General features: G+C 34.3%; 21 protein-coding genes. 20 read left to right on the top strand and 1 reads right to left on the bottom strand.

Annotated elements, in window-relative coordinates; all coding sequences use genetic code 11:
* Positions 1 to 71 precede the first annotated feature (71 nt).
* The 20 genes from AC27VX_RS02555 to AC27VX_RS02460 all read left to right on the top strand — a co-directional run bounded on the left by AC27VX_RS02555 (position 72) and on the right by AC27VX_RS02460 (position 21,492).
* The gene (locus AC27VX_RS02555; RefSeq protein ID WP_300691369.1) at positions 72 to 1,385 is read left to right on the top strand and encodes a UDP-glucose dehydrogenase family protein; all 1,314 of its coding nucleotides are present in this window, start codon (positions 72 to 74) and stop codon (positions 1,383 to 1,385) included.
* A gap of 5 nt (positions 1,386 to 1,390) precedes the next feature.
* Positions 1,391 to 2,470 carry a dTDP-glucose 4,6-dehydratase gene (rfbB, locus tag AC27VX_RS02550; protein WP_488693714.1) on the top strand — a complete coding sequence of 360 codons (1,080 nt, stop codon included), beginning with the start codon at positions 1,391 to 1,393 and terminating at the stop codon, positions 2,468 to 2,470.
* Positions 2,463 to 4,145, top strand: coding sequence for a DUF8728 domain-containing protein (locus tag AC27VX_RS02545; RefSeq protein ID WP_488693712.1), 1,683 nt, complete (start codon positions 2,463 to 2,465; stop codon positions 4,143 to 4,145). The genes rfbB and AC27VX_RS02545 overlap by 8 nt, the downstream gene beginning before the upstream one ends.
* Positions 4,142 to 5,005, top strand: coding sequence for a glucose-1-phosphate thymidylyltransferase RfbA (rfbA, locus tag AC27VX_RS02540; RefSeq protein WP_236857037.1), 864 nt, complete (start codon positions 4,142 to 4,144; stop codon positions 5,003 to 5,005). The genes AC27VX_RS02545 and rfbA overlap by 4 nt, the downstream gene beginning before the upstream one ends.
* A gap of 172 nt (positions 5,006 to 5,177) precedes the next feature.
* Positions 5,178 to 6,026, top strand: a complete 849-nt coding sequence (locus AC27VX_RS02535; protein ID WP_236857036.1) for an ABC transporter permease — start codon at positions 5,178 to 5,180, stop codon at positions 6,024 to 6,026.
* 34 nt (positions 6,027 to 6,060) lie between these two features.
* Positions 6,061 to 7,296: an ABC transporter ATP-binding protein gene (locus AC27VX_RS02530; protein WP_300691377.1), complete on the top strand. Its 1,236-nt coding sequence runs from the start codon at positions 6,061 to 6,063 to the stop codon at positions 7,294 to 7,296.
* Between the two features lie 6 nt (positions 7,297 to 7,302).
* A complete protein-coding gene (locus AC27VX_RS02525; protein ID WP_488693709.1) occupies positions 7,303 to 8,616 on the top strand; it encodes a glycosyltransferase in 1,314 nt (437 codons plus the stop codon).
* Between the two features lie 3 nt (positions 8,617 to 8,619).
* Positions 8,620 to 10,479, top strand: coding sequence for a DCC1-like thiol-disulfide oxidoreductase family protein (locus AC27VX_RS02520; protein WP_488693707.1), 1,860 nt, complete (start codon positions 8,620 to 8,622; stop codon positions 10,477 to 10,479).
* 40 nt (positions 10,480 to 10,519) lie between these two features.
* The gene (locus tag AC27VX_RS02515) at positions 10,520 to 11,644 is read left to right on the top strand and encodes an ATP-grasp domain-containing protein (RefSeq protein WP_488693705.1); all 1,125 of its coding nucleotides are present in this window, start codon (positions 10,520 to 10,522) and stop codon (positions 11,642 to 11,644) included.
* The gene (locus tag AC27VX_RS02510; RefSeq protein ID WP_488693703.1) at positions 11,641 to 12,273 is read left to right on the top strand and encodes an acetyltransferase; all 633 of its coding nucleotides are present in this window, start codon (positions 11,641 to 11,643) and stop codon (positions 12,271 to 12,273) included. The genes AC27VX_RS02515 and AC27VX_RS02510 overlap by 4 nt, the downstream gene beginning before the upstream one ends.
* A gap of 2 nt (positions 12,274 to 12,275) precedes the next feature.
* Positions 12,276 to 13,418, top strand: a complete 1,143-nt coding sequence (locus tag AC27VX_RS02505; RefSeq protein WP_488693701.1) for an acyltransferase family protein — start codon at positions 12,276 to 12,278, stop codon at positions 13,416 to 13,418.
* Positions 13,415 to 14,557 (top strand): dTDP-4-amino-4,6-dideoxygalactose transaminase, encoded by a 1,143-nt coding sequence (gene rffA, locus AC27VX_RS02500; RefSeq protein WP_488693699.1) that lies wholly within the window; start codon positions 13,415 to 13,417, stop codon positions 14,555 to 14,557. The genes AC27VX_RS02505 and rffA overlap by 4 nt, the downstream gene beginning before the upstream one ends.
* Before the next feature lie 34 nt (positions 14,558 to 14,591).
* On the top strand, positions 14,592 to 15,200 hold the full coding sequence (locus tag AC27VX_RS02495; RefSeq protein ID WP_488693697.1) for a DapH/DapD/GlmU-related protein: 609 nt from the start codon (positions 14,592 to 14,594) through the stop codon (positions 15,198 to 15,200).
* 8 nt (positions 15,201 to 15,208) lie between these two features.
* The gene (locus AC27VX_RS02490; RefSeq protein ID WP_300691401.1) at positions 15,209 to 16,324 is read left to right on the top strand and encodes a glycosyltransferase WbsX family protein; all 1,116 of its coding nucleotides are present in this window, start codon (positions 15,209 to 15,211) and stop codon (positions 16,322 to 16,324) included.
* A gap of 2 nt (positions 16,325 to 16,326) precedes the next feature.
* Positions 16,327 to 17,172 (top strand): glycosyltransferase family 2 protein, encoded by an 846-nt coding sequence (locus tag AC27VX_RS02485; protein WP_488693695.1) that lies wholly within the window; start codon positions 16,327 to 16,329, stop codon positions 17,170 to 17,172.
* Between the two features lie 26 nt (positions 17,173 to 17,198).
* Positions 17,199 to 17,867 carry an NAD-dependent epimerase/dehydratase family protein gene (locus tag AC27VX_RS02480; RefSeq protein ID WP_236857026.1) on the top strand — a complete coding sequence of 223 codons (669 nt, stop codon included), beginning with the start codon at positions 17,199 to 17,201 and terminating at the stop codon, positions 17,865 to 17,867.
* 16 nt (positions 17,868 to 17,883) lie between these two features.
* The gene (locus AC27VX_RS02475; RefSeq protein ID WP_488693693.1) at positions 17,884 to 18,705 is read left to right on the top strand and encodes a glycosyltransferase family 2 protein; all 822 of its coding nucleotides are present in this window, start codon (positions 17,884 to 17,886) and stop codon (positions 18,703 to 18,705) included.
* On the top strand, positions 18,702 to 19,529 hold the full coding sequence (locus AC27VX_RS02470) for a glycosyltransferase (RefSeq protein ID WP_236857024.1): 828 nt from the start codon (positions 18,702 to 18,704) through the stop codon (positions 19,527 to 19,529). Before AC27VX_RS02475 ends, AC27VX_RS02470 begins: the two co-directional genes overlap by 4 nt.
* Positions 19,530 to 19,543: 14 nt before the next feature.
* Positions 19,544 to 20,542 (top strand): acyltransferase family protein, encoded by a 999-nt coding sequence (locus AC27VX_RS02465; RefSeq protein WP_488693691.1) that lies wholly within the window; start codon positions 19,544 to 19,546, stop codon positions 20,540 to 20,542.
* An 11-nt stretch (positions 20,543 to 20,553) separates the two neighbouring features.
* Positions 20,554 to 21,492, top strand: a complete 939-nt coding sequence (locus AC27VX_RS02460; RefSeq protein WP_300691411.1) for a glycosyltransferase family 2 protein — start codon at positions 20,554 to 20,556, stop codon at positions 21,490 to 21,492.
* 74 nt (positions 21,493 to 21,566) lie between these two features.
* Here AC27VX_RS02460 and AC27VX_RS02455 read toward each other — a convergent pair whose 3' ends face one another.
* Entirely contained in the window at positions 21,567 to 22,601 is a 1,035-nt protein-coding gene (locus AC27VX_RS02455) for an acyltransferase family protein (protein WP_488693689.1), read from the bottom strand.
* Between the last annotated feature and the right edge of the window lie 141 nt (positions 22,602 to 22,742).

Raw genomic sequence — 22,742 nt, 5'->3', positions numbered from 1 at the left:
TTACGATAAATTAAAGAAGCAAGTGAAAGTATTTTTATTATTTTTGCTTCTAGAATTTAAAAACAAACATTTTGAATATAACGATTGTAGGAACAGGTTATGTAGGATTGGTTACAGGAACTACTCTGGCAGAACTTGGCAATTCAGTATACTGTGTTGATATTGATGAAAAAAAAGTAGAAGGTATGAAAAACGGCATTGTTCCCATCTATGAGCCGAACCTTGAAGAAATGTTTCTCAGAAACATCCAATCCGAAAGATTATTTTTCACCACCGACCTTAAACAGGCATTAGACAAAAGTGAAGTCATATATCTGGCGCTGCCTACTCCTCCCGGAGAAGACGGTTCTGCGGATTTATCCTATGTACTGCATGTTGCCAGCAATATTGGCGAAATGATGACAGAATACAAAGTCATTGTCAATAAAAGCACCGTACCTGTAGGAACTGCCGATAGGGTAAGAGAAACTATATCTTCAAAAACAGACATTCCTTTTGATGTAGTTTCAAATCCTGAATTTTTAAGAGAAGGTTTTGCGGTTGAAGATTCCATGAATCCATCAAGAGTGGTTGTAGGAGCAAGTGCTGAAAGAGCAAAGGACATTATGTCTAAAATCTATCAGCCCTTTACCAATACCGGCATCCCCATTATCTTTATGGATGAGAAGTCATCCGAACTTACAAAATATGCTGCGAACTCATTTCTTGCTGTAAAAATCACTTTCATGAATGAGATTGCCAATTACTGTGAAAAGGTGGGTGCAGATGTAGACAAAGTAAGACTGGGAATGGGTAGTGACGACAGAATCGGGCACCGGTTTTTATTCCCGGGTATCGGATATGGCGGAAGCTGTTTTCCTAAAGATGTGAAAGCATTGATAAAATCCGGAAAACAGGAAGATTTTAACTTCCAGATTCTGGAAGCAACAGAAAATGTAAATACCACTCAGAAAGTAATTTTAGTATCTGAAATTGAAAAATATTTTGGAGGCAACATTGAAGGAAAGAAAATCGCAATGTGGGGGCTTGCTTTCAAGGCCAATACAGATGACATAAGAGAAGCTTCATCATTGGACAATATCGCTCTTTTATTAGAGAAAGGAGCAAAAATCACAGCTTATGATGCCGTTGCAGAAAACAATGTTAAAAAATTCCTCGGAGACAAGATACAATACGCCAAGGGAATGTATGATGCGTTAGAAGATGCAGATGCACTATTCATCGCTACAGAATGGCCGGAGTTCAAAAATCCTAATTTTGAACTTATGGCTAAAAAAATGAAAAACAAAGTCATTTTTGACGGCAGAAATATGTATCCGCTGGAAATCCCTGAGCAAAACGGATTTTATTATAAAAGTATAGGAAGAAAGACCATTTTAAAATAACATAAATGAAAAATATTATTATTACTGGAGGAGCCGGATTCATCGGATCCCATGTTGTGAGAGAATTTGTAAAAAACAACCCGGATATCATGATCATCAATCTTGATGCTCTTACCTATGCCGGAAATCTGGAAAACCTGAAAGACATCGAAAATGAGCCTAATTATGTTTTCGAAAAAGCAGATATCACCCAACCGGAAGAACTTAGAAAAGTCTTTGAAAAATATAATCCGGATGCTGTAGTACATTTAGCTGCAGAAAGCCATGTGGACAGAAGCATCACAGACCCAATGGCATTTATCAACACCAATGTGAATGGAACAGCCAATCTCCTCAATCTTTGTAAAGAGTTCTGGATATTAAATCCGGACCACACCCACGGAAGATTCCCTGACGAAAAAAGAACCAACTTATTCTATCATGTTTCTACAGATGAAGTATACGGAAGCTTGGGAGAAACAGGATTCTTTTTAGAAACAACATCTTACGACCCTCAGTCTCCATACTCAGCTTCAAAAGCAGCTTCCGACCACTTGGTAAGAGCCTATGGAAACACATACGGCATGCCTTTCATTGTATCAAACTGTTCAAATAATTACGGACCTAATCACTTCCCTGAAAAGCTAATTCCTCTTTGTATTTCTAACATTATGAATGAAAGACCACTGCCAATCTATGGTGATGGAAAATATACGAGAGACTGGTTATTTGTAATCGATCACGCAAAGGGAATCCACCAAATTTTTAACGAAGCTAAAACAGGAGAAACTTATAACATTGGCGGTTTTAACGAATGGCAAAATATTGATCTGGTGAAAGAGTTGATCAAGCAGATGGATGCTAAGCTTGGAAAACCGGAAGGCTATTCTGAGAAACTCATCACTTTTGTAAAAGACAGACCTGGACATGACAAACGTTATGCTATCGATGCAACTAAGCTGAATCAGGATCTAGGATGGAAACCATCTGTAACTTTTGAAGAAGGATTAGGAAAAACAATTGACTGGTATCTGGAAAATAAAGAATGGCTGGAAAATGTAACAAGTGGTGATTATCAAAAATATTACACTTCACAATATGAATAACATTTCAAGCTTTGAATTAAATAAAATCCTAACACCCCGTTTTTACTTAATCTTCTCAGTTTTAACTATTATTTGTATAGTTTTAAATGTTGAAGTAATGGTAAATGATGACACTTTTGTCTATTTCAATTATGCTAAAAATTTTGTCAATGGGAATTATTTTGCATATGATTCGAGAAAAATCCCAAGTGAAGGTTTTACCAGTTTAATATATCTTTTACTTCTTATTCCTTTCGAATACATAAAGTTCCCTTTGCCAGTTGCAGGTTTTTTTATTAATTCTATTGCTCTTATCTTATCAGGATATTTTTTATTAAAAGCAGTAAACCTAAATACCAGTAAAAAAAGCAAAGGCGTTTTAGTTGCCATTACTTTTGTAAGTTTTTGCTTTATTGACAAAAATATCATGGGGATTATTGGATGGACTTTTGAGACCTTACTAAATTTGCTGTGCTTTTTAACAATGATCTATAGCTGCGCAAGAATAAAAATTTCTCAGAAAGGCACATTATTTCTATTTATTTCCTATTTTATATCTATTTTAATAAGGCCCGAAAATATTGTACTATTTTCTCCCTTTTTAATCTATGTATTCATGATTTTTGGAGATAAAAAGAAATACATAAGACATCTTATTTACTTTCTTGTAGGATTTACTGCATATCTTGTGATTAAATATTTAATATTTAGCGATATTTTCCCTACTGGTTTTTACCGAAAGGTAAGCACTACAGGGCTACTCAAAAAGGAAGGTATTCTCTATGTAAAAGACTTCCTGGTTGAATATAAATTTCATATCATAATTATTATTGCAGCAGCAATATTCATGAAAGTTTTGAAAAAGGATGAAAATTTCATTGATAAAAAAATAATAATTTCATCGGTTATTATTTGCCTTTTAACAATCCTTTTCTTCCTTAAAAGCAATCCGCTTATTGGCATCTATTTCCGCTATCTTATTAATGTTATTGGAATAATATACATTCTTCTGTCATTTAGTATTGTTCAAATATTTTCAAATAAAAAAGGCATCTTGATTGCGGCAATCGCCATACTACAAATCGGAAAAACCTCTGCCAATGTAAGAAATAACATATTTACATTTATCCCAGATACGGAGACAAAGATCAATCAACATAAATACATTCAAATAGGAAAATATTTCAACAAAAATATTAAAAATCCTGGCGAAATTTATTTTGCATTTGGTGATGCGGGCGCAATCCCTTATTCATTTGACTGTAAGTTCATTGATATGAATGGCCTTTCTGAACCCTATTTGGCAAGATTAGTGAAAATCAGGAACAGCCAGTTAAAAACACAACTTTACATAAATTATTTTGAAAAATACAAACCAGACATTATTGTCATTCTGAACGGCGAAGAAAATCATAAAAATCCGGCTTTATTACACGGACCATTACAACGGCCAGATGAATACCGTTCTTTTTTAAAGAATCTATCTGAAAACGGATATCTATATGGAGGAACAATTCAAGCTGCATACAAGCTGCATTTTGCCCTTAATAAGAATTCTAAAAACTTTGAAGAGCTGTCAAACGTTTTACAAAAATACAGCCAGTACGAGAATCTCTCAGATCATAATGGCAAATTTATTGTAAATTTTGACTCAGGAAACATCGAATTCAATAGTATAAACAAACATTTAAAATGAAAGGAATAATATTAGCCGGAGGTTCCGGAACAAGACTTTACCCTCTAACCATAGCAGTCAGTAAGCAATTAATGCCTGTTTATGATAAACCTATGATTTACTATCCACTATCTACGCTTCTTTTAGCCGGGATTAAGGATATCCTAATTATAACAACACCACACGATCAGGAAGGATTTATCAAGCTTTTGGGGGATGGCTCTCAGATAGGATGTAATATTGAATATGTTGTACAGCCAAGCCCGGATGGACTTGCCCAGGCATTTATTTTGGGAGATCAGTTTATTGGCAATGATTCTGCCGCTCTGGTTTTAGGTGATAATATTTTTTATGGTTCTGAAATGGGAACTTTACTGAAAAATAAAACCAATCCTGAAGGAGGGGTTGTATTTGCATACCATGTTGCCGATCCTGAAAGATATGGTGTTGTAGAATTCGACAAAGATCTAAAAGCGGTCTCTATTGAAGAAAAGCCACTGAATCCAAAATCAAATTACGCCGTTCCAGGTTTATACTTTTACGACAACAATGTAGTGGAGATTGCAAAAAACATTCAACCTTCTGCAAGGGGTGAATTAGAGATCACTGACATCAATAACGTCTATCTGAAAAATCAAAAACTGGAAGTCGCCGTTCTGGACAGAGGTACTGCATGGCTGGACACCGGAACCTTTGACTCTCTTCACGACGCTTCTGAATTTGTAAGTGTTATCGAAAAAAGACAAGGCTTCAAAATTGGCTGCATCGAAGAAATCGCATTCCGAAATAAGTTCATCAATGAAGAAAAACTGCTTGAAACCGCAGTGAAATACGGAAAAAGCGGCTACGGCGAATATTTAAAACAGCTTATCCGTAAATAATACAAACTTTACACATACTGCAAACTATTGGCTTTATGCCAATAGTTTTTGCTTATACCAACAAATATCAATATATTAGTTGTAATTTTTTAGTTTTATTTTAACAATAATTCATAAACTAGAAAAACAAGGTAAGAATTAATTATTTATAAATTTGCAAAAACTTACACAGATGAATGAACCACAACAAAAGTGGACAGAAACGATTGATGCAGATCATTCGTTATTTGACTTGAAGCTAAAGGAGGTCTGGAAATACAAAGATCTTGTCTATATGTTTGTCAAAAGAGATTTTGTTTCCAGCTTTAAACAAACTATCCTGGGCCCGGTATGGTTTTTTATCAATCCTATTTTAACAACTATTGTATATCTGGTAATTTTTGGCAGAATTGCCAAGTTACCCACTGACGGCGCTCCCCCTCTACTCTTTTATCTGGCAGGTGTTACTCTTTGGAATTATTTTTCCTCCTCATTACTGGCAACTTCCTCTACTTTTTCAGGAAACGCAGGAATATTCGGCAAGGTATACTTCCCAAGACTTGTCACTCCCCTATCGATTGTTATTTCCAATCTTATGCGGCTTGGTGTGCAGTTTCTTTTATTCATTATCGTATGGGGATATTATTTAAGTCAGGGGCAGATTCATGTTAACTGGTGGATTCTTGCAACTCCCTTTCTTATTTTACTGATGGCGCTTTTCTCATTAGGACTGGGAATGATATTTTCCGCTCTCACAACGAAATACAAAGATCTCAGTATGCTTCTGGGATTTGGTGTAAGTTTATATATGTATGCCACTCCTGTTATCTATCCTACTTCTGCTCTTAGAGGAATTTTTAAAGAGGTCGCTTTATATAATCCTTTAACCGGAATTTTTGAATGTTTTAAATATGCATGGTTGGGCGTTGGTGACTTCTCCCCGCTTATGCTGGGTATAAGCACTTTCATTATTCTTATCATTATGGCTGCAGGAATTGTCATTTTCAATAAGGTTGAAAAAACCTTTATGGATACTGTATAATTACTCCTTATTTAAAAATATAAATTGAAAAAATATGCTGGCTTTAAAAGCAGAAAATATATCTAAACAATACCGCCTGGGACAGGTCGGAACAGGTACTCTTTCTCATGACCTCAACAGATTCTGGTATAAAGTAAGAGGAAAAGAAGATCCTTATTTGAAAATTGGGGAAGCAAACGACAGAGCGACCAAAGGGGATTCTGAATACGTTTGGTCTCTCCGTGATATTAATTTTGAAATCGAAAAAGGTGATGCTGTAGGAATTATTGGAAGAAATGGTGCCGGAAAATCTACTCTGCTTAAGTTGTTGAGTAAGGTAACAAAACCTACTACAGGAAAAATATATACCAATGGTAGAATCGCTTCATTATTAGAAGTAGGTACCGGGTTTCACCCTGAGATGACAGGACGGGAAAATGTATTCTTAAATGGTGCCATATTAGGAATGACCCGTAAAGAAATCAAACGTAAATTTGATGAAATCGTAGCTTTTTCCGGAGTTGAAAGGTACATTGACACTCCAGTTAAAAGATATTCTTCAGGGATGTATGTCCGCTTAGCTTTTGCGGTAGCGGCTCACCTGGAATCTGAAATTCTTATTGTAGATGAGGTTTTAGCTGTAGGAGATGCTGAATTTCAAAAGAAATGTCTGGGGAAAATGAATGATGTAACAAAAGGTGAGGGAAGAACCATCCTTTTTGTGAGTCATAATATGGCCGCCGTTAAGCAACTCTGTACATCCGGTATTCTTTTAAAAAACGGACAGGTTGACCATCACGGAGACATTAACAGTGTATTGGAAAACTATATCATCAATGAACTTTCTCCTAATGTTGAGTTCAGCTATATTGAGGATATAAACAAAAAAGCCCAAATCCAAAAAGTCAGAATCTATAATAACAAATCTGTTGAAACTACAGAATTTGGACACAATGAAGATATTAATATTGATATAAGCTTCATCAATAGAAGGGTTACTTCTGGTATCAGAGTAAATATCGCTGTTTTGGACAAATTTGAAAACGTAATCTTTATCGCCAGAAAGGTATTTGATGGAAAAAACGAAAATAGTTTTACTATAAAGATAGAAGGTGAAAAGCTGATTCCCAACACTTATGTACTTTCAGTTGCTATAGATACTCCCTCGGTAGAATTGTATGATATAATAAAAGGAGGTGTACAACTTAATATCATAGAAACGGGGCATGAGAACTTTCTTGCCGGAGATACAGACAACGGAATCATTACCCCTCCTGTAATATGGATGTAAAAACAAATGAGTAAAAAAATATTAATTTTATCTACAGGTGACCTAAACGGCGCATATGAAGCAATGTATAAAGTTGCTCATATTTTAAAAAATATGGGGCATGAGGTTGTCATGTGCGTAAAGTATAAAACGAAAAATGAAGAATTCATTAAAGCTTACAGTCATCAATCTTCTGTTCCTGCGAATCCAGGGTTACTAAGAACTATAACGAATAAATTCAAAGCTAAGCTTACAACAGCTTCTTCCTCACAGGCAAAAAAAAATTTTAGTACTGACAGCAAATACTCTTTTTTAAGTAAAGATGAATTGTCAGAAAATATTAATGTTGAAAGTCTTATAAAAACAGTTGGTTTTACACCTAATTTTATTTTTACAGGAATGACCATTGACTTCCTCAACAGTACAGACTTGTTGAATATTTATAATGCCACCCAGGCAAAAATTTTCAACATTACAGTAGATATGAATCACTTTACCGGAGGATGTCATTTCTCCTGGGGGTGTGAAGGTTATATCAGAGGTTGTGATGAAAAATGTCCTGCTATTATAGAAGCTGACGAAAAAGTAATCGCAAAAAATAATTTTGACAGAAAATATGAAAATGCTCAAAAAGCTAATTTTCAGATTATTGCAGGTTCAGGATTAACATTCACACAGGCTCAGAATTCAAAGATCTATAAAGATCAGAAAACAATTCACAATATCAACAGCCTCATCGATACCAAGCTCCTTAATGATAAAAATAAGTCAATTGCTAAAAGAATTTTCTCTTTATCAGATGATTATTTTTATATTTTAACAGGAGCCCAAAATATGGAAGATCCCAGAAAAGGCTTTTCTTATTTACTTGATGCTCTGAAAATATTAGATAAAGAATTACCTATAGAATTAAAAGAAAAAATAGTCCTTCTGGTGGTTTCCAATACTGTAAATGAAGAGTTTGACCAGGTAACCTTTAAAAAACAAAAAATAGATTATATAAAAGATTATAGACTGCTGGCTTTATTATACCAGGCAGCTGATATTTTCATAAATTCATCTATCGAAGATTCCGGGCCCATGATGGTTTCGGAAGCATTAGCCTGTGGAACACCTGTTGTGGGATTTGATACGGGAGTTGTTACCAATATGGTAATTGACGACTATAACGGATATAAAGCTCCGGTAAAAGACAGCAGAAAATTAGCTGAAGGAATAAGAAAAATCTTTGAACTCAGTAAAGATTCCTATACTGTTTTCTCGAAAAACGCAGTCAGACAGGTTCAGGAATTTTCATCTTATGAATATGCTGAAAGAATTTTTTCAAAAATTTTAGAATAACAAATGATTAAAAATCTTTATAATAAAAAAATTTCAGGACTAGGACTTGCTGTATTCAGAATAGCTTATTCATTGATATTACTTTGTGGAGTGATGCAGTTCAACTATTTCAGACATCTGATTTTTGATAAAATACCATTCCTGGATCCTGCTGAAATAAATTTTGGAATCCCAATCAAGATCTGGATGACAGCCCTTGTTTTCATTATATTCGGGCTGTTTACAAGATTAGCAACCATCATCAACTATTTGATGACCATTATTCTTATCGGGAGTATTAACACCTATGAGTATCATATGTTTTACGCCTATCTCGGAATAAATTTCCTGATGCTGTTTCTACCTTTATCCCAAAATTTATCATTAGACCGTCTGATTCAAAAGCTCAAATATTCCAATACCCGCTTTAATTATGAACCTACCAAAAAGGTAAGCGTATTATGTTATCTTATTCCAGTTTTTATAGGCGTCGCATTTGTATATTTTGATTCAACATTTTACAAATTCTCCTCTTCTTACTGGACTAAAGGCTTAGGAGTATGGTATCCTACAAGCTTTCCTTTCACTAATTTTATTTCGATTCCAACTATTTTGGATCAGGAGTATCTGATGTTATTATTAGGATATCTTACCTTACTTTTTGAATCTGTATTTCTTTTTACTTTTTTCCGAAAAAAATGGCGCATCCCTCTACTTATCATTGGTCTGGGATTACATTTGGGAATAGTAATATGCTATCCAATCCCCTGGTTTGGATTTGGAATGTGTACAATATATTTATTAATGGTTCCCGTTTCATTTTGGGAAAAATTATTTGCCATAAACAAAAGAAAACCCCAGTTGTTTTTTTATTATGACGGAGAATGCCCTCTGTGTAATCGTACAAAAATCATTATTCAACATTTTGACATTGCCGGAAGGATAGATTTCAAAACCGTACAATATAATGCCGAACAGGAAGCATTACTAAAAAACATTCCCACTGATGATCTTCTGGATGACATTCATTCTATAAGAAATGGTAAAATATACAAAGGTTTAGATACTTACATCCAGGTTTTTGATTCTATAAACTATTTAAAACCCATAAGCTGGTTTTTGAGAATACCAGGAATTTATCACCTAGGAAAGCACGTATATAAGTTCATCGCTAAAAACAGAAATACGGAACGATGTACAGAGGAAAACTGTGGATATATTCCTCCTGTAATTCCTCAGGATGAAGACCATTTTAAAATTCTTCAAAATTACACTCTAAAAGACCTAAAAGTATCAGGAATTAAATTCGGACTTTATTTTATCATATTATTACAGATTATCGTCTCCTACAATTCTATTGGAAAAAAAGGAGGTTTTGAAAAAACTTCATTGGGTCATGTAATAAATAATATCTCAAATACTGTAGAACCTATAACCAAGACTTTTTTGGGAATTACCCATCATGGGGTATTTATGGACTACCACTTTAGTGAATACAATCATATTATTGCTGTTACCTGTGTAGACAAAAGCGGTAATGAAATCTGGTTACCAATTATTAATAAAGATGGGACACCGGGAAAATATCTTTATTATGGACCTACATGGGTCAAATGGTCATTCCGGGTTAACAACAATGAAATCAACCAGGATAATCTGAAGAAAGGAATACGTGATTTCACCGCTTTCTGGGCATACAGAAATAATATAGACTTAAATGATGCGAAGTTTATTATCAAACTTAAGAAAATAGATACCCCACCCTATCATTGGAAAAAAGGATTTCTTTCAGAGCAGATGGATAAGCCATGGGCAGATATAGGAGAAGCAATATGGAACAACAAAGAATTTTCTATTGATGTTCCTGAAGTTGAAACACTGTAATATTAATAGAACAAATTATTATCTTTCCAATTTATTAATCATGAAAAAAATTGCAATATTAGGAGCTAGTTATTTACAATTACCTTTAGTTCAGAAGGCGAAAGAAAACGGTTTGGAAGTACATTGCTTTGCCTGGGATGATGGAAAAGCAGTATGTAAAGAATATGCTGATTATTTTTATGATATTTCAGTTTTAGAAAAAGAAGCTATTCTTAGAAAATGCAAAGAGATTAACATTGATGGTATATTGACAATAGCAACGGATATCTGCATTCCTGTAATAGCGTATGTTGCTGATAATTTAAAACTGGTAGGCAACAGCATAGAATGTTCTTTACTCACTACCAATAAATCATTAATGAGAAAATGTTTTGAAGAACATGGCATTGACTCTCCCAGATCTACCAGTGTCTCAACATTCAATGAAAAGGATTTTGATTTATTTAGTTATCCCTTAATTATAAAACCTGCTGACAGGTCAGGAAGTCTGGGAGTCATAAAAATAGATTCTCCCGAGGGCACCAAGGAAGCTATTGAAAATGCCGTCGGATACTCATTTAGCAAGACTTGCGTGGTGGAAGAATTTATAACGGGCAAAGAAGTAAGTGTCGAAACAATTAGCTGGAAAGGCGAGCATAAAATCATAACAATTACTGATAAAGAAATAACCAAAGCACCCTATTTTGTAGAGCTTGCCCACCATCAGCCATCAACATTATCTGAAGATATTAAAAATAAAATACATGAGATTACCTATAAAATACTGGCGGCAACAAAAGTTGAAAATGGAGCTTCTCATGTAGAGTTAATTATAACCGATAAAGGAAAAGTATATCCCATTGAAATTGGAAGCAGAATGGGAGGTGATTTTATTGGATCAGATCTTGTAGAACTATCTACAGGTTTTGATTATTTACAGGCTGTAACAGATATCGCCTTAAACCAGTTCACTTTTCCCACACCTATAAAGTCAGAAAAATATTCAGGAGTCTATTTTTTGTCAAAGAATACTGAATACTTACTTCCTCTCTTTTCTGATGATATAGAAAACCAAGATATAGTAAAAAAAGAAATTACCAATCCTTCATTGCAGGAAGCACATTCCAGCAACGATCGTTCAGGATATTTGATCTATCAGTCTGACCATAAAATTGATTTTAAATGAAACGTATTGCGATAATCGGATCCGGTCATCTGGGACAGCAGATTCTGCATCACATTCACACTGACACAGCAGACAAAGTGGTGGGTTTCTTTGATGACTTTCAAGAAAAAGGAAGTCTTGTAAAATACCTTCCGGTATTAGGTAATAGGAGCAACGTTTATGATTCTTTTCAGCAGGATATTTTTGATGAACTGGTGATTGGTATTGGATACAAACACTTAGCATTTAAGAAGCAGGTGTTTGAAGATTTTAAAAATAAGATTCCTTTTTATCAATTTATTCATTCAACAAGCATTGTTGATCCTTCAGCAAAAATAGGACAGGGAACCATTATCTATCCTAACTGCATGATCGATCAGGATGTCATAATAGGTGATAACGTTCTTGTTAATATTTCATGTTCTGTGGCCCATGACTCAACTATAGGAGATCATTGTTTTCTATCTCCTTCTGTAAGTCTGGCGGGATTTGTAAATATTTCCGAACAATGTGTTCTTGGAATAAATAGCACCGTTATTGATAACATCAACATCTCAGAAAAGATACAGTTGGGAGGGGGAACAGTAGTGATAAAAAATTTAGATACATCAGGATTATATGTTGGTAATCCTGCAAGATTTATAAGATAAATATGGAGCCAGCAAGGAAAAATATTTTTTTTACCGGATTAAATGAGTTGCGAGCTATTGCAGCTCTGGCTGTAATATTTCATCATATTGAGCTATTTAAATATCGTGATCATATCGGAAGCTTATTCAATTCGAAATACAGCAAGTATTTTATAGAGAATTTAGGTGAAAATGGGGTTTATCTATTTTTTGTACTTAGTGGATTTCTTATCACCTATCTCCTCATTTCTGAAAAAGAAAAAAATAGTACGATTAATTTAAAAAAATTCTATTTAAGAAGAATATTGAGGATTTGGCCATTATATTATCTTATTATTTTAATCTCTTTTACTCTCATTCCATTATTCACACAATCTTTTACTATTTTTTCAATTACTTCTGATTGGTATGACAAAATAATGGATCCTTCTAATTATAGTCTAAAAACAATATTACTTTATATCCTTTTTTTGCCAAACCTTGCATCAGAAATAGGAAAAAAAGTTGTGGGAGCATCACAATCATGGTCTGTAGGTGTTGAGGAGCAGTTTTATATACTTTGGCCTCTTCTTATATCTTTTTTAAGGAAAAACCTTTTGATATGGGCTTTCGGATTAATATTATTCACTTTTATTATTATCAATGTGAAGTTCCCTCAGTCATTAGTTGGACATATTACCAGTATTATTCCTTTCGAGTTCATGGCTATCGGGGGAATAGGTGGATATTATTATTCAAAGTACCCTGAAATAATAACAAAATATACTAAAAACAAATTCATATATCTGACGACAGCTCTATTAATAGTTTTTTTAATCTCTACTCCTATTTTTAAACATTATATGCAAAGCTTAATCTCAGGATTTTTTTTCTTATTATTAATTTTAATTAGTATCAACCAGTCAAACAGAAGTATTTTTACCAATAGATCATTTTCATTTTTAGGAAACATCTCTTATGGAATATACATGTACCATCCTATTGTCATGTTTTTTATTTTCCCTATTTCTTATAAGTTACTTCATTTCTGCAATAATATTTATTTATTCAATATATTTATCTATTTATTAATCCCAAGTTTAACCATCTTTATTAGCTATTTCTCTTTTGAATACATAGAAAAATATTTTATAAAGATTAAAGATACTAAGTTTAAAACACTATGATTCCATTCAACAAACCTTTTATTATAGGTAACGAACTTACCTATATAGAAGAAGCGGTAAAAAGCGGTAAAATATCAGGAGACGGCATGTTTACGAAGAGATGTCAGAATTTCTTTGAGCAAAAATATGATTTTCCAAAAGTGCTGATGACCACATCTTGTACGGATGCTCTTGAAATGGCAGCTCTTCTGTGTAATGTAGAACCTGGTGACGAAGTAATTGTTCCCAGTTATACCTTTGTCTCTTCAGCCAATGCTTTCGCACTTCGTGGTGCCAAAATAGTATTCGTAGACTCATATCATAATAACCCTAATATAGATCCTGTAGAAATAGAAAAACATATCACAGAAAAAACAAAAGTTATTATTCCCGTGCATTATGCCGGAGTAGCTTGTGATATGGAAAAAATCATGCAGCTGGCCCACAAACATAATCTGTTTGTTGTAGAAGATGCAGCACAGGCTATTGACAGTTATTATACCTTCTCAGACGGCACAAGAAAAGCATTAGGTTCTATAGGCCATTTTGCAGCTTTCTCTTTCCATGAAACCAAAAATATCATTGCCGGAGAAGGCGGAATGCTGGCCATTAATGATCCTCAGTATTTTGACCGGGCTGAAGTGATCCGTGAAAAAGGAACTAACAGAAGTGCATTCTTCAGAGGTGAAGTGAATAAATATGGCTGGGTAGATCTTGGCTCATCGTTTTTGCCATCAGAAATCATATCAGCCTTTTTATACGCTCAGCTGGAGAACATCGAGATCATTCAGAAAAAAAGATTAGAGATATGGCATAATTATCAGAATGGACTTTCTTCATTACAGGAAAAGGGGTATATTACTTTACCCAATATCCCGTCCTATGCTACCAATAATGCTCATATGTATTATATTGTTTGCAGAAGTTATGATGAAAGAACCAATCTCATTCAGTATTTAAAAGCTCAGGATATTCACCCTGTTTTCCATTATTTAAGTTTAAATAAAAGTGACTTTTTCTTAGCCAATAACCCTGAAATAGATATTCCTAACTCTGATCATTTCACAGATTGTCTGCTTAGGCTGCCATTTTATTATGAATTATCTGAAACTGAACAGAATAAGGTTATCACTCTGATTAATAGTTTTTTTACTCAATAACATAAGCACTGTACCACTTCTCAATAATAAAAATATGAATTTTTTTAAAAAACATATTGTAAATTTTTTGTTCGATGTACTGAATTCTAACGCTTATAAAATTCACCAGCAAAACAAGCTGAATGAATGGGCTAAAAAAAGTTTTAAGAAATTCGGGGCCAATTCAGCAATCCCTGAAGATCATTGGATAAAAAACCCTAAATATATCTCGATAGGTAAAAATTTCAGCTCTTTATACCACCTAAGACTTGAGGCCTGGGATCGTTTTCAGGGAGAAATATTCACTCCTGAAATAATAATTGGTGATAATGTTATCTGCAACTCTGATGTTCACATTGGAGCCATCAATAAGATTGTCATTGGCAACAATGTTCTTATGGCGAGCAGAATATATATATCTGATCATTCCCACGGCACTATCACTGCTGAAGATTTGGAAAAAGTTCCGGATATGAGGCCATTATACTCCAAAGGTCAGGTAATTATTGAAGATAATGTCTGGATTGGTGAAGGTGTATGTATACTTCCAGGAGTGACCATTGGTAAAAATTCTATCATAGGGGCCAATGCGGTCGTCAACAAAAGCTTTCCTGAAAACTCTGTTATTGCGGGGATTCCTGCCAGATTAATAAAAACATTATAAAACAGATTATGAAAAAAATAAAGCCCATTGCCTTTTATCTTCCACAATACCACCCTGTTCCCGAAAATGATGAATGGTGGGGTAAAGGATTCACTGAATGGACTAATGTAGGAAAAGCCAAACCTTTATTTGAAGGACATGAGCAGCCTATATATCCTGCAGACCTTGGATATTATGATCTGCGTGTTCCGGAAGTAAGAGAACAACAGGCTCAAATGGCTAAAGAATATGGTGTGCATGGTTTTATCTATTATCACTACTGGTTCGGAAATGGTAAACAGCTATTAGAAAGGGTAGCCAATGATGTTTTGAAATCCGGAAAACCAGACTTCCCGTTTTGTTTTTGCTGGGCTAATGAAACCTGGTCCGGAATATGGCACGGCCTTTCTGAAAAAATACTGGTCAAGCAGGAATATCCTGATGAGCAGGATCTGATTGCCCATTTTGAATATCTTTTACCTTTCTTCAAAGACGAAAGATATATAAAAGTAGATAACAAACCTGTTTTTATCATCTATGATGCTAATCATTTAAATGAAGGAGATCCTTACTATATCTCAAAATTCAGAGAACTGGCGAAGAAAAACGGATTTGACGGCTTGTATATTATGGCGTCCAATAAACTTCGTGATGACATCGACTTTCAAGCTATAGGATATGATGGTAAAATTTCTAATGCATTTCATAAAGCGTGGAACCCGCACATCCAAAAAAAAGAATATATCTCCCATTCCCAATATTACAAAAACAGAATAAAGGGCTTGGTAGGACTTAAGAAAAAAGAGCAGCCTAAAGTAAGAATGCAGGATGCAAATGCAGTAGTCAGCGACTTAGAATTTGAAGAAAGCAATGTACCCACTTACCCCTGCATTTTACCTAACTGGGATAACACTCCCCGAAGCGGTTATAATGGAATCATATTGACCAACAACTCTCCGGAATTATTTGAGCAGCAAGTAGAAAAAGCGGTCAAATATCTTGAAGACAAAAATGAATATCCGGAACAGTTCCTGATTGTTAAATCCTGGAACGAGTGGGCAGAAGGCAACATTCTGGAACCAGACAGAAAGTATGGTTTCGGATATTTGAAAGCATTAAAAAAAATATTGAATAAACACAAATAAGAATGAGTAAATTCAGTGTACTGATCGCCAATTATAACAACGGGCACTTTTTTGAAGAATGTTTTCAAAGCTTAGTAGCCCAGACTGAAACAGACTGGGAAACAATTATTCTGGATGATGGATCAACCGATCATTCTTTGGAGATTATAAAAAATATCATTGGAGATGACCCAAGGTTTAGAATCTATCAAAATGAAGAAAATAAAGGAATAGGATATACAAAAAAAAGACTGATCAGCCTTGCCGGATCTCCTATATGCGGATTCCTGGATCCTGATGACGCTTTAGTTCCCTATGCTTTGGAAATTGTTTTAAAAACCCATGCAGAACATCCAGAAGCAGGTCTTGTGTATTCTAATCTGGTATTTTGTGATGAACACCTTCAGCCTAAATCCGTACATAAAGCAAAGCAAATAACAGAATTAGATCAATCCTACTATAATTTCAGAGGAGAAATTTCAAGCTTTGCTACTTTAAAAAAGAGTGTTTACGAAAAAACTTCAGGTATTGATCCATTTCTAAAGATTGCTGAAGACAAAGACTGGTATATGAAAATGTGTGAAACAGCACCTGTAAAATATATAGATGAAGATTTATACTTATACAGAATTCATAAAAATGGAATTTCCACCACCACAAATGAAGATAAGGCAGTCTTCTGGCACTGGGTAGCCATGATCAAAATGGCAGAAAGAAGGAATATCAATATTGAAGATCTTTTTCTTGAAAGGTATGTTTCCAAAGGAAAGTATGAAAAGGTACTCCATAAACTGGATCAGGTTAAAAAATCAAAATGGGCAAAATTGGGTGATCAACTGGGATTATTTAAAATCTTTAAGTATTTATAATACCCCTTAATTAGACAAAAAAGTATATGATTATTGGTAATGGAATTCTGGCAAATGCTGTAAGACCTTATGACAGAGGAGATGTAATTTTTTTCGCATCCGGGGTATCAAACTCTCTGGAAAAAAATCCGGCTGAATTTGAAAGGGAAATCTCTCTTTTACAATCTACTGTTAAAGAATTTTCAGATAAAAAACTGATCTATTTTTCCACCTGCAGCATTTATGACCCCACTAAGAAAAACAGTCCGTATGTTATTCATAAACTTAACGCTGAAAAATGGATTGCAGAGCACTGTAAGAATTTTATCATTTTCAGAGTTGGAAATGCGGTAGGCCATGGAGGAAATCCAAACACTTTAATTAACTTCCTGAAAAATTCAATCCTGTCCGGAAATAAGTTTACCATTCACACCAATGCCAGAAGAATCCTTATTGGTACAGATGATATCGCTTTATTTGCGGAACGTTATATTGATGAATTCAATAATGAAATCATCAATCTCACTTACCCTTATCAGTATTCATTGTCTGAAATTCTGCTTCAGCTTGAAGGCTATTTAGAAAAAAAAGCGATGTATGAGAATATTGATGAAGGTTCGTACTATAATATTGAATTCAATCCTCTTACGGAATCTTTTTTTAGAGGAATTTCTTCTGAAGACTATTTAAAAAAATTATTTTCAGCCTATTTATAAAGTAAAAACATACTTAATGACAAATAAAGTTTCCATCATTGTTCCCAGTTTTAATCATGCAAAATACCTGGAAGAATGTATACAATCCATCAAAGAGCAAACCTATACCAATTGGGAATGTATTATCGTGGATGATGGTTCTACTGATGATACTGCAAGTATAGCTTCAAAATTGATAAGTGATAAAATACACTATATTCGTCAGGAGAACAAAGGAGTATCCAGCGCCAGAAACAAAGGTATAAAATCCGCTACAGGAGATTATATTTTGCCTTTGGATGCAGATGATACCTTTAACCCCCAGGCTTTGGAAAAAATGCTGGAAGTATTTGAAAAAAATAAAGAAACATTGATCGTATTTTCGGATACAATTTTCTTTGGTCACACTAATACAACATCCGGTTTACAGGAAAAATTCAGTCTTAAAGAACTACTGCTTCAAAATAAACTATTTTGTACCTCAATGTTCCCCAAAAAATATTTTGACGAAGGGATCATTTATGATGAAAATCTTATCTATGGATTCGAAGATTGGGAATTCTGGATCCAGCTTATTTCTTCTCATCCTAACCTTCCTATTACCAAGATTGATTATCCTGTATTCAACTATAGATCTCATGCTGTCAGCTCCAGAAATAATGATGTTATAAAGAATAACGATAAAAAAGAAATCACCTATAACACGGTATATGAAAAACACAAAGCACTGTTTCATGAATTTTTTCCCAGTTATATTTCTCTGTTAAACAGAAAAACTTTCTATGAGAAAAAATTGGAGAAAATATACAGCAGTAAACCATACAAAATATATAACTTTTTAATAAATTTATTCAGATGAGTCAGTTTGTACACGTTATCATGACAAGATTCAATGTTCCCACAAAAGGCTGGAACGAGACCCGATCAGGCTTTAAACCCCTTACAGAAGAATGGCTGGATGACCGTTTCAAATTATTCAGAACCTATGTACTTCCTTCTTATAAAAATCAGACCAACCAAAATTATGTCTGGTTAACATTTTTCGATACAAATACTTCTGATAAATTCAGAAAAATCATAAAAGAAATAGAAACCGAATATCCTATTTTCAAAGCGGTATTTGTAGAGGATTTTGATGTGATGAAAACTAAAGCCGTAGAGGTCATTCCACAATTCTTTACTCCGGATACAAAATTTGTTATTACCAGTGAACTGGATAACGATGATATGCTTCATCAGGACTATATAAAAACGGTACAGGAGCACTTCAAACCGATTCATGATCTGGTGATTGATTTAAGAAGAGGTTATCAGCTTACTATGCTGCCGGGCCGTAAAGCGGTGGTAAATGTATATAATGCAGTCGTAAATCCGTTTGTAAGCTTAGCGGAAAGTGTGGACAATTTTAAAACCATGTTGAAAGAAAGGGCCCATAACAGTTACCGTCATTATGAAAATTTCTCTGTGGAAGACAGTAAGGAAATGTACATACAGATTATCCATCAATACAACCTGATGAATGTAACCTTTAAACATAAAGCAGTACCAGAAGTTGATTTCTCAGAATATGGAATGACTGAAGATACGAGGTTTACCATAGACCGTTTTAAAACATTGCAGCATAATATTGCACGTGTTCCTTTTGTGATGGGGCTTATTGTTAAAAAGATTTTAAAAAAATAAGTTCATTAGCAATTATGAAACTCAACAACCTGCAGATATTAAGGGGGATCTCAGCATTATTAGTATGCTGTTTCCACTTTCGTGATACCATCAATTTCCCGGATCTGAACATGGGGGAAATATTGTTCAGTAAAGGAAGTATAGGAGTTCCTGTGTTCTTTATTATCAGCGGGTTTATAATGGCTTTCACTACTCAAAAAATAAATTTCAGCTCCAAACCTTTTCAGCAGATAACTCTTTTTTATAAAAGAAGGATCATAAGGATTGTTCCTCTGTATTATCTGCTGACATTGGCAGCCATGATACCCGGAGGAAGCTTCCTGCTGTATTTTCATGGGCAGGGACTTTATGAGCTCATCCATTCGCTGTTATTTATTCCTACAAAAAAAGATTTTCCTGTACTTTTTTTGGGCTGGTCGTTAAATTTTGAGATGTTCTTTTATCTCATATTTGGACTTTCGTTATTCTTTAAAGAAAAGAGATATTATTTTATTGTGGCTTTTTTCATCCTAACCTCTGTTATTGGGTATTTTTTCAGGTTTGAAAGTCCCTACCTCAAAATGGCCACCCATTCTCTGAATCTTTATTTTGTAGTGGGGATACTCTTCGCGCTCTTGCTCAATAAAGTCACTGTTTCAAAAAATTTGGCAGCATTACTGTCTGTGGCAGGAATAGGTTCTTTTATACTGGTTTTACTTAGCATTATCCCTATTGATAATGACATGATAAAACTAGCCATTATCTCTTTATTTGTCTTTTCTTTCCTAAGTTTTGATTATGTATTTCATTTTAAGGGAAATAAATTTTTAATTTTCCTCGGGGATATTTCCTACTCGTTATATCTCTCACATCCTTTTGTGGGAATTATTTTTAAAAAAATGAAAATCGAAGGTTATCTAAATATCCCTTTTTTCCTTCTTAAAATTATTCTGGTGATTATAGTGGCTGCATTGCTGTATTATTTCGTAGAGAAAAAAATAACCCGTTACTTAAAAATAAAATTAAAAGCATAACTCTGAAAAAAATGAAAATTTCCGTCATTATTCCCGTTTATAACGCTGAAAAATATATCTCTCAGGCTGTAGAATCTGCTCTTCAATTCGAAGATGTATATGAAGTGGTCATGGTAGAAGATAAATCTCCCGACAATGCGCTGCAGGTGTGCAGGGAACTTACCGAAAAGTATGACAGAGTAAAGCTGTATCAGCATCCTGATAAAGGCAACCACGGAGCCGGAGCCAGCAGAAACCTTGGTATGGAAAAAGCAGGGGGAGATTTCATCGCATTTTTGGATGCAGATGATTATTATCTTCCTAACCGCTTTGATGCAGAAAAAGAACTCTTCAAAAATGATGAGGTAGATGGCGTATATGGAGCAATTGGGGTTCATTACTATTCAGATAAGGCAAAAGAACAGTATTACAAAGTATTTGGAGACCGATTAACGACTGTTTACAAAAAATACCATCCAAAAGATGTATTTCCGGGTCAGCTTAATATGATCGGAACTTTCGGACTATTCAGCATAGACTCTCTGACCATCAGGAAAAGTTCTTTGAAAAACATGGAATATTTCTTTAAAACCCATTTAAAACTTCATCAGGATACAGAATTTTTATTCAGACTCTCTTACTATCTGAATTTATATCCCGGAATTCTCGATCAGGCTGTAGCGGTAAGAGGAGTCCATGAAAATAACAGGATTACTAAAGTTGATTCCAGAGAGGTGAAACCTGCGGCAACAAGAGTTATCCTATGGAAAGAAGTGAACAATTGGGCACAAAATGAAAGTACAGTTCCTGAAGAAATTAAGCTCCACATCAAAAGAGTTTACAGAAGCTTCCGCATTGCCAACGCTCCCCTCCTCAAAAAATGGGGAATGATCAGCAGGTATCTTTTAACAGATTACCGAAGCATACGATCAGGACTTTACAATATTAATTTCAGAAAAGACCTTTTTTAATGTACAATACTTCTGAAAAACAAACAAATACTTAAATAAACTAAACATTTAGTTTATAGAAAACAAATGAATATTTACTGCTTTGTAAAGCTTATTTTCCTCAGAAGGTTACGCATCGGCTTTTCAATACATTGATAAAAAAGTACCGAAGTAATGAGTATAACGATCATGTATATTGCAAATACAATATTGCTGTTGAACTGATATCCCTGCATTTTTAAAAACTCCCTGAGGAGATAAAGAACGGGAATATGGGTGATATATACCGCATAACTGATCTCTCCCAGATATTCTAGTGGCTTCATAGAAAACAGTTTTGTAATCTTACCATTATTACCAGATATCAGAAGTATAGCAGGAACAAAGAGAAGCGCCATCAGCCCGTTATGGTAAAACAGTGGGACAAACATCAGTGACAGCAGGATGAGTAAAAAGATAAGAATCACCTGAACCTCATAATTTTTCTGTTTAAAGTTTTTCACAAAAAACATCCCCGCGAGATTTCCTATCAAAAACTCGTTAAGGTGCCATATTGGAAAATAATAGAGAAATTCGTGGCTTTTTGTATGCGGTCCTTCATAAGCTCCTGATATCTGATAGAGATTTGAAAACACCTGAGTAATCAGCCAGAGAACAATGGTAACGACCCAAATAGTTTTATTTTTCTTCGAGTAGAAGTGATTGTATAAGAGAGGAAAAAGCAGATAGAATAAAAATTCTACCGAAATAGACCATCCCGGAAAATTAAGGATCATCGCTTCACCAGGTATCCAGGTCTGAATGCCCAGACTATATAAAACAAGCTTATACCCATCGAATAGATCAGACCTTGTTATAAAATAAAGCAGGAGCCCCACTATATACAGCGGATAGATCCTGGCAAATCTGTTTTTATAAAATTCAAAATAGTCTATTTTATCCTTTTTATGGTAGGCTATAATCATAATAAAGCCCGAAAGAATAAAAAAGTAGCTGACGCCCACATTCGCCCTTAGAAAAAGATTGGAAATATAATCTATTTTGTATAAAAACAGATCTTTATTGAAATGGGAAATAACAATTGCCATTGCAGCAATAAACCGGGTAAATGTAATCTGACTTATCTTCACAGAAACACAAAGTGCTTTACTTTCTCAAAATAGATTAGCTTCAGTATGCAAACCATTTTATTTTGTATAAAGTATTAATTTTAAGGCACAAAAATAAGATTTATTCTTATAATTATCTAAAACAAATTATATTTGTAGAAT

The sequence above is a fragment of the Chryseobacterium sp. 14P4.3.2 genome, assembly GCF_057799275.1.
This window is presented reverse-complemented; position numbering and strand designations above follow the sequence as displayed.

Bases quoted from the DNA above. Each gene is read 5' to 3' on its own strand.
- rfbB (WP_488693714.1), top strand. From the start codon at position 1,391: ATGAAAAATATTATTATTACTGGAGGAGCCGGATTCATCGGATCCCAT.
- AC27VX_RS02520 (WP_488693707.1), top strand. From the start codon at position 8,620: ATGATTAAAAATCTTTATAATAAAAAAATTTCAGGACTAGGACTTGCT.
- AC27VX_RS02470 (WP_236857024.1), top strand. From the start codon at position 18,702: ATGAGTCAGTTTGTACACGTTATCATGACAAGATTCAATGTTCCCACA.
- AC27VX_RS02530 (WP_300691377.1), top strand. From the start codon at position 6,061: ATGCTGGCTTTAAAAGCAGAAAATATATCTAAACAATACCGCCTGGGA.
- AC27VX_RS02490 (WP_300691401.1), top strand. From the start codon at position 15,209: ATGAAAAAAATAAAGCCCATTGCCTTTTATCTTCCACAATACCACCCT.
- AC27VX_RS02475 (WP_488693693.1), top strand. From the start codon at position 17,884: ATGACAAATAAAGTTTCCATCATTGTTCCCAGTTTTAATCATGCAAAA.
- AC27VX_RS02515 (WP_488693705.1), top strand. From the start codon at position 10,520: ATGAAAAAAATTGCAATATTAGGAGCTAGTTATTTACAATTACCTTTA.
- AC27VX_RS02485 (WP_488693695.1), top strand. From the start codon at position 16,327: ATGAGTAAATTCAGTGTACTGATCGCCAATTATAACAACGGGCACTTT.
- AC27VX_RS02465 (WP_488693691.1), top strand. From the start codon at position 19,544: ATGAAACTCAACAACCTGCAGATATTAAGGGGGATCTCAGCATTATTA.
- AC27VX_RS02460 (WP_300691411.1), top strand. From the start codon at position 20,554: ATGAAAATTTCCGTCATTATTCCCGTTTATAACGCTGAAAAATATATC.
- AC27VX_RS02495 (WP_488693697.1), top strand. From the start codon at position 14,592: ATGAATTTTTTTAAAAAACATATTGTAAATTTTTTGTTCGATGTACTG.
- AC27VX_RS02525 (WP_488693709.1), top strand. From the start codon at position 7,303: ATGAGTAAAAAAATATTAATTTTATCTACAGGTGACCTAAACGGCGCA.
- AC27VX_RS02545 (WP_488693712.1), top strand. From the start codon at position 2,463: ATGAATAACATTTCAAGCTTTGAATTAAATAAAATCCTAACACCCCGT.
- AC27VX_RS02505 (WP_488693701.1), top strand. From the start codon at position 12,276: ATGGAGCCAGCAAGGAAAAATATTTTTTTTACCGGATTAAATGAGTTG.
- AC27VX_RS02510 (WP_488693703.1), top strand. From the start codon at position 11,641: ATGAAACGTATTGCGATAATCGGATCCGGTCATCTGGGACAGCAGATT.
- AC27VX_RS02535 (WP_236857036.1), top strand. From the start codon at position 5,178: ATGAATGAACCACAACAAAAGTGGACAGAAACGATTGATGCAGATCAT.
- AC27VX_RS02480 (WP_236857026.1), top strand. From the start codon at position 17,199: ATGATTATTGGTAATGGAATTCTGGCAAATGCTGTAAGACCTTATGAC.
- rffA (WP_488693699.1), top strand. From the start codon at position 13,415: ATGATTCCATTCAACAAACCTTTTATTATAGGTAACGAACTTACCTAT.
- rfbA (WP_236857037.1), top strand. From the start codon at position 4,142: ATGAAAGGAATAATATTAGCCGGAGGTTCCGGAACAAGACTTTACCCT.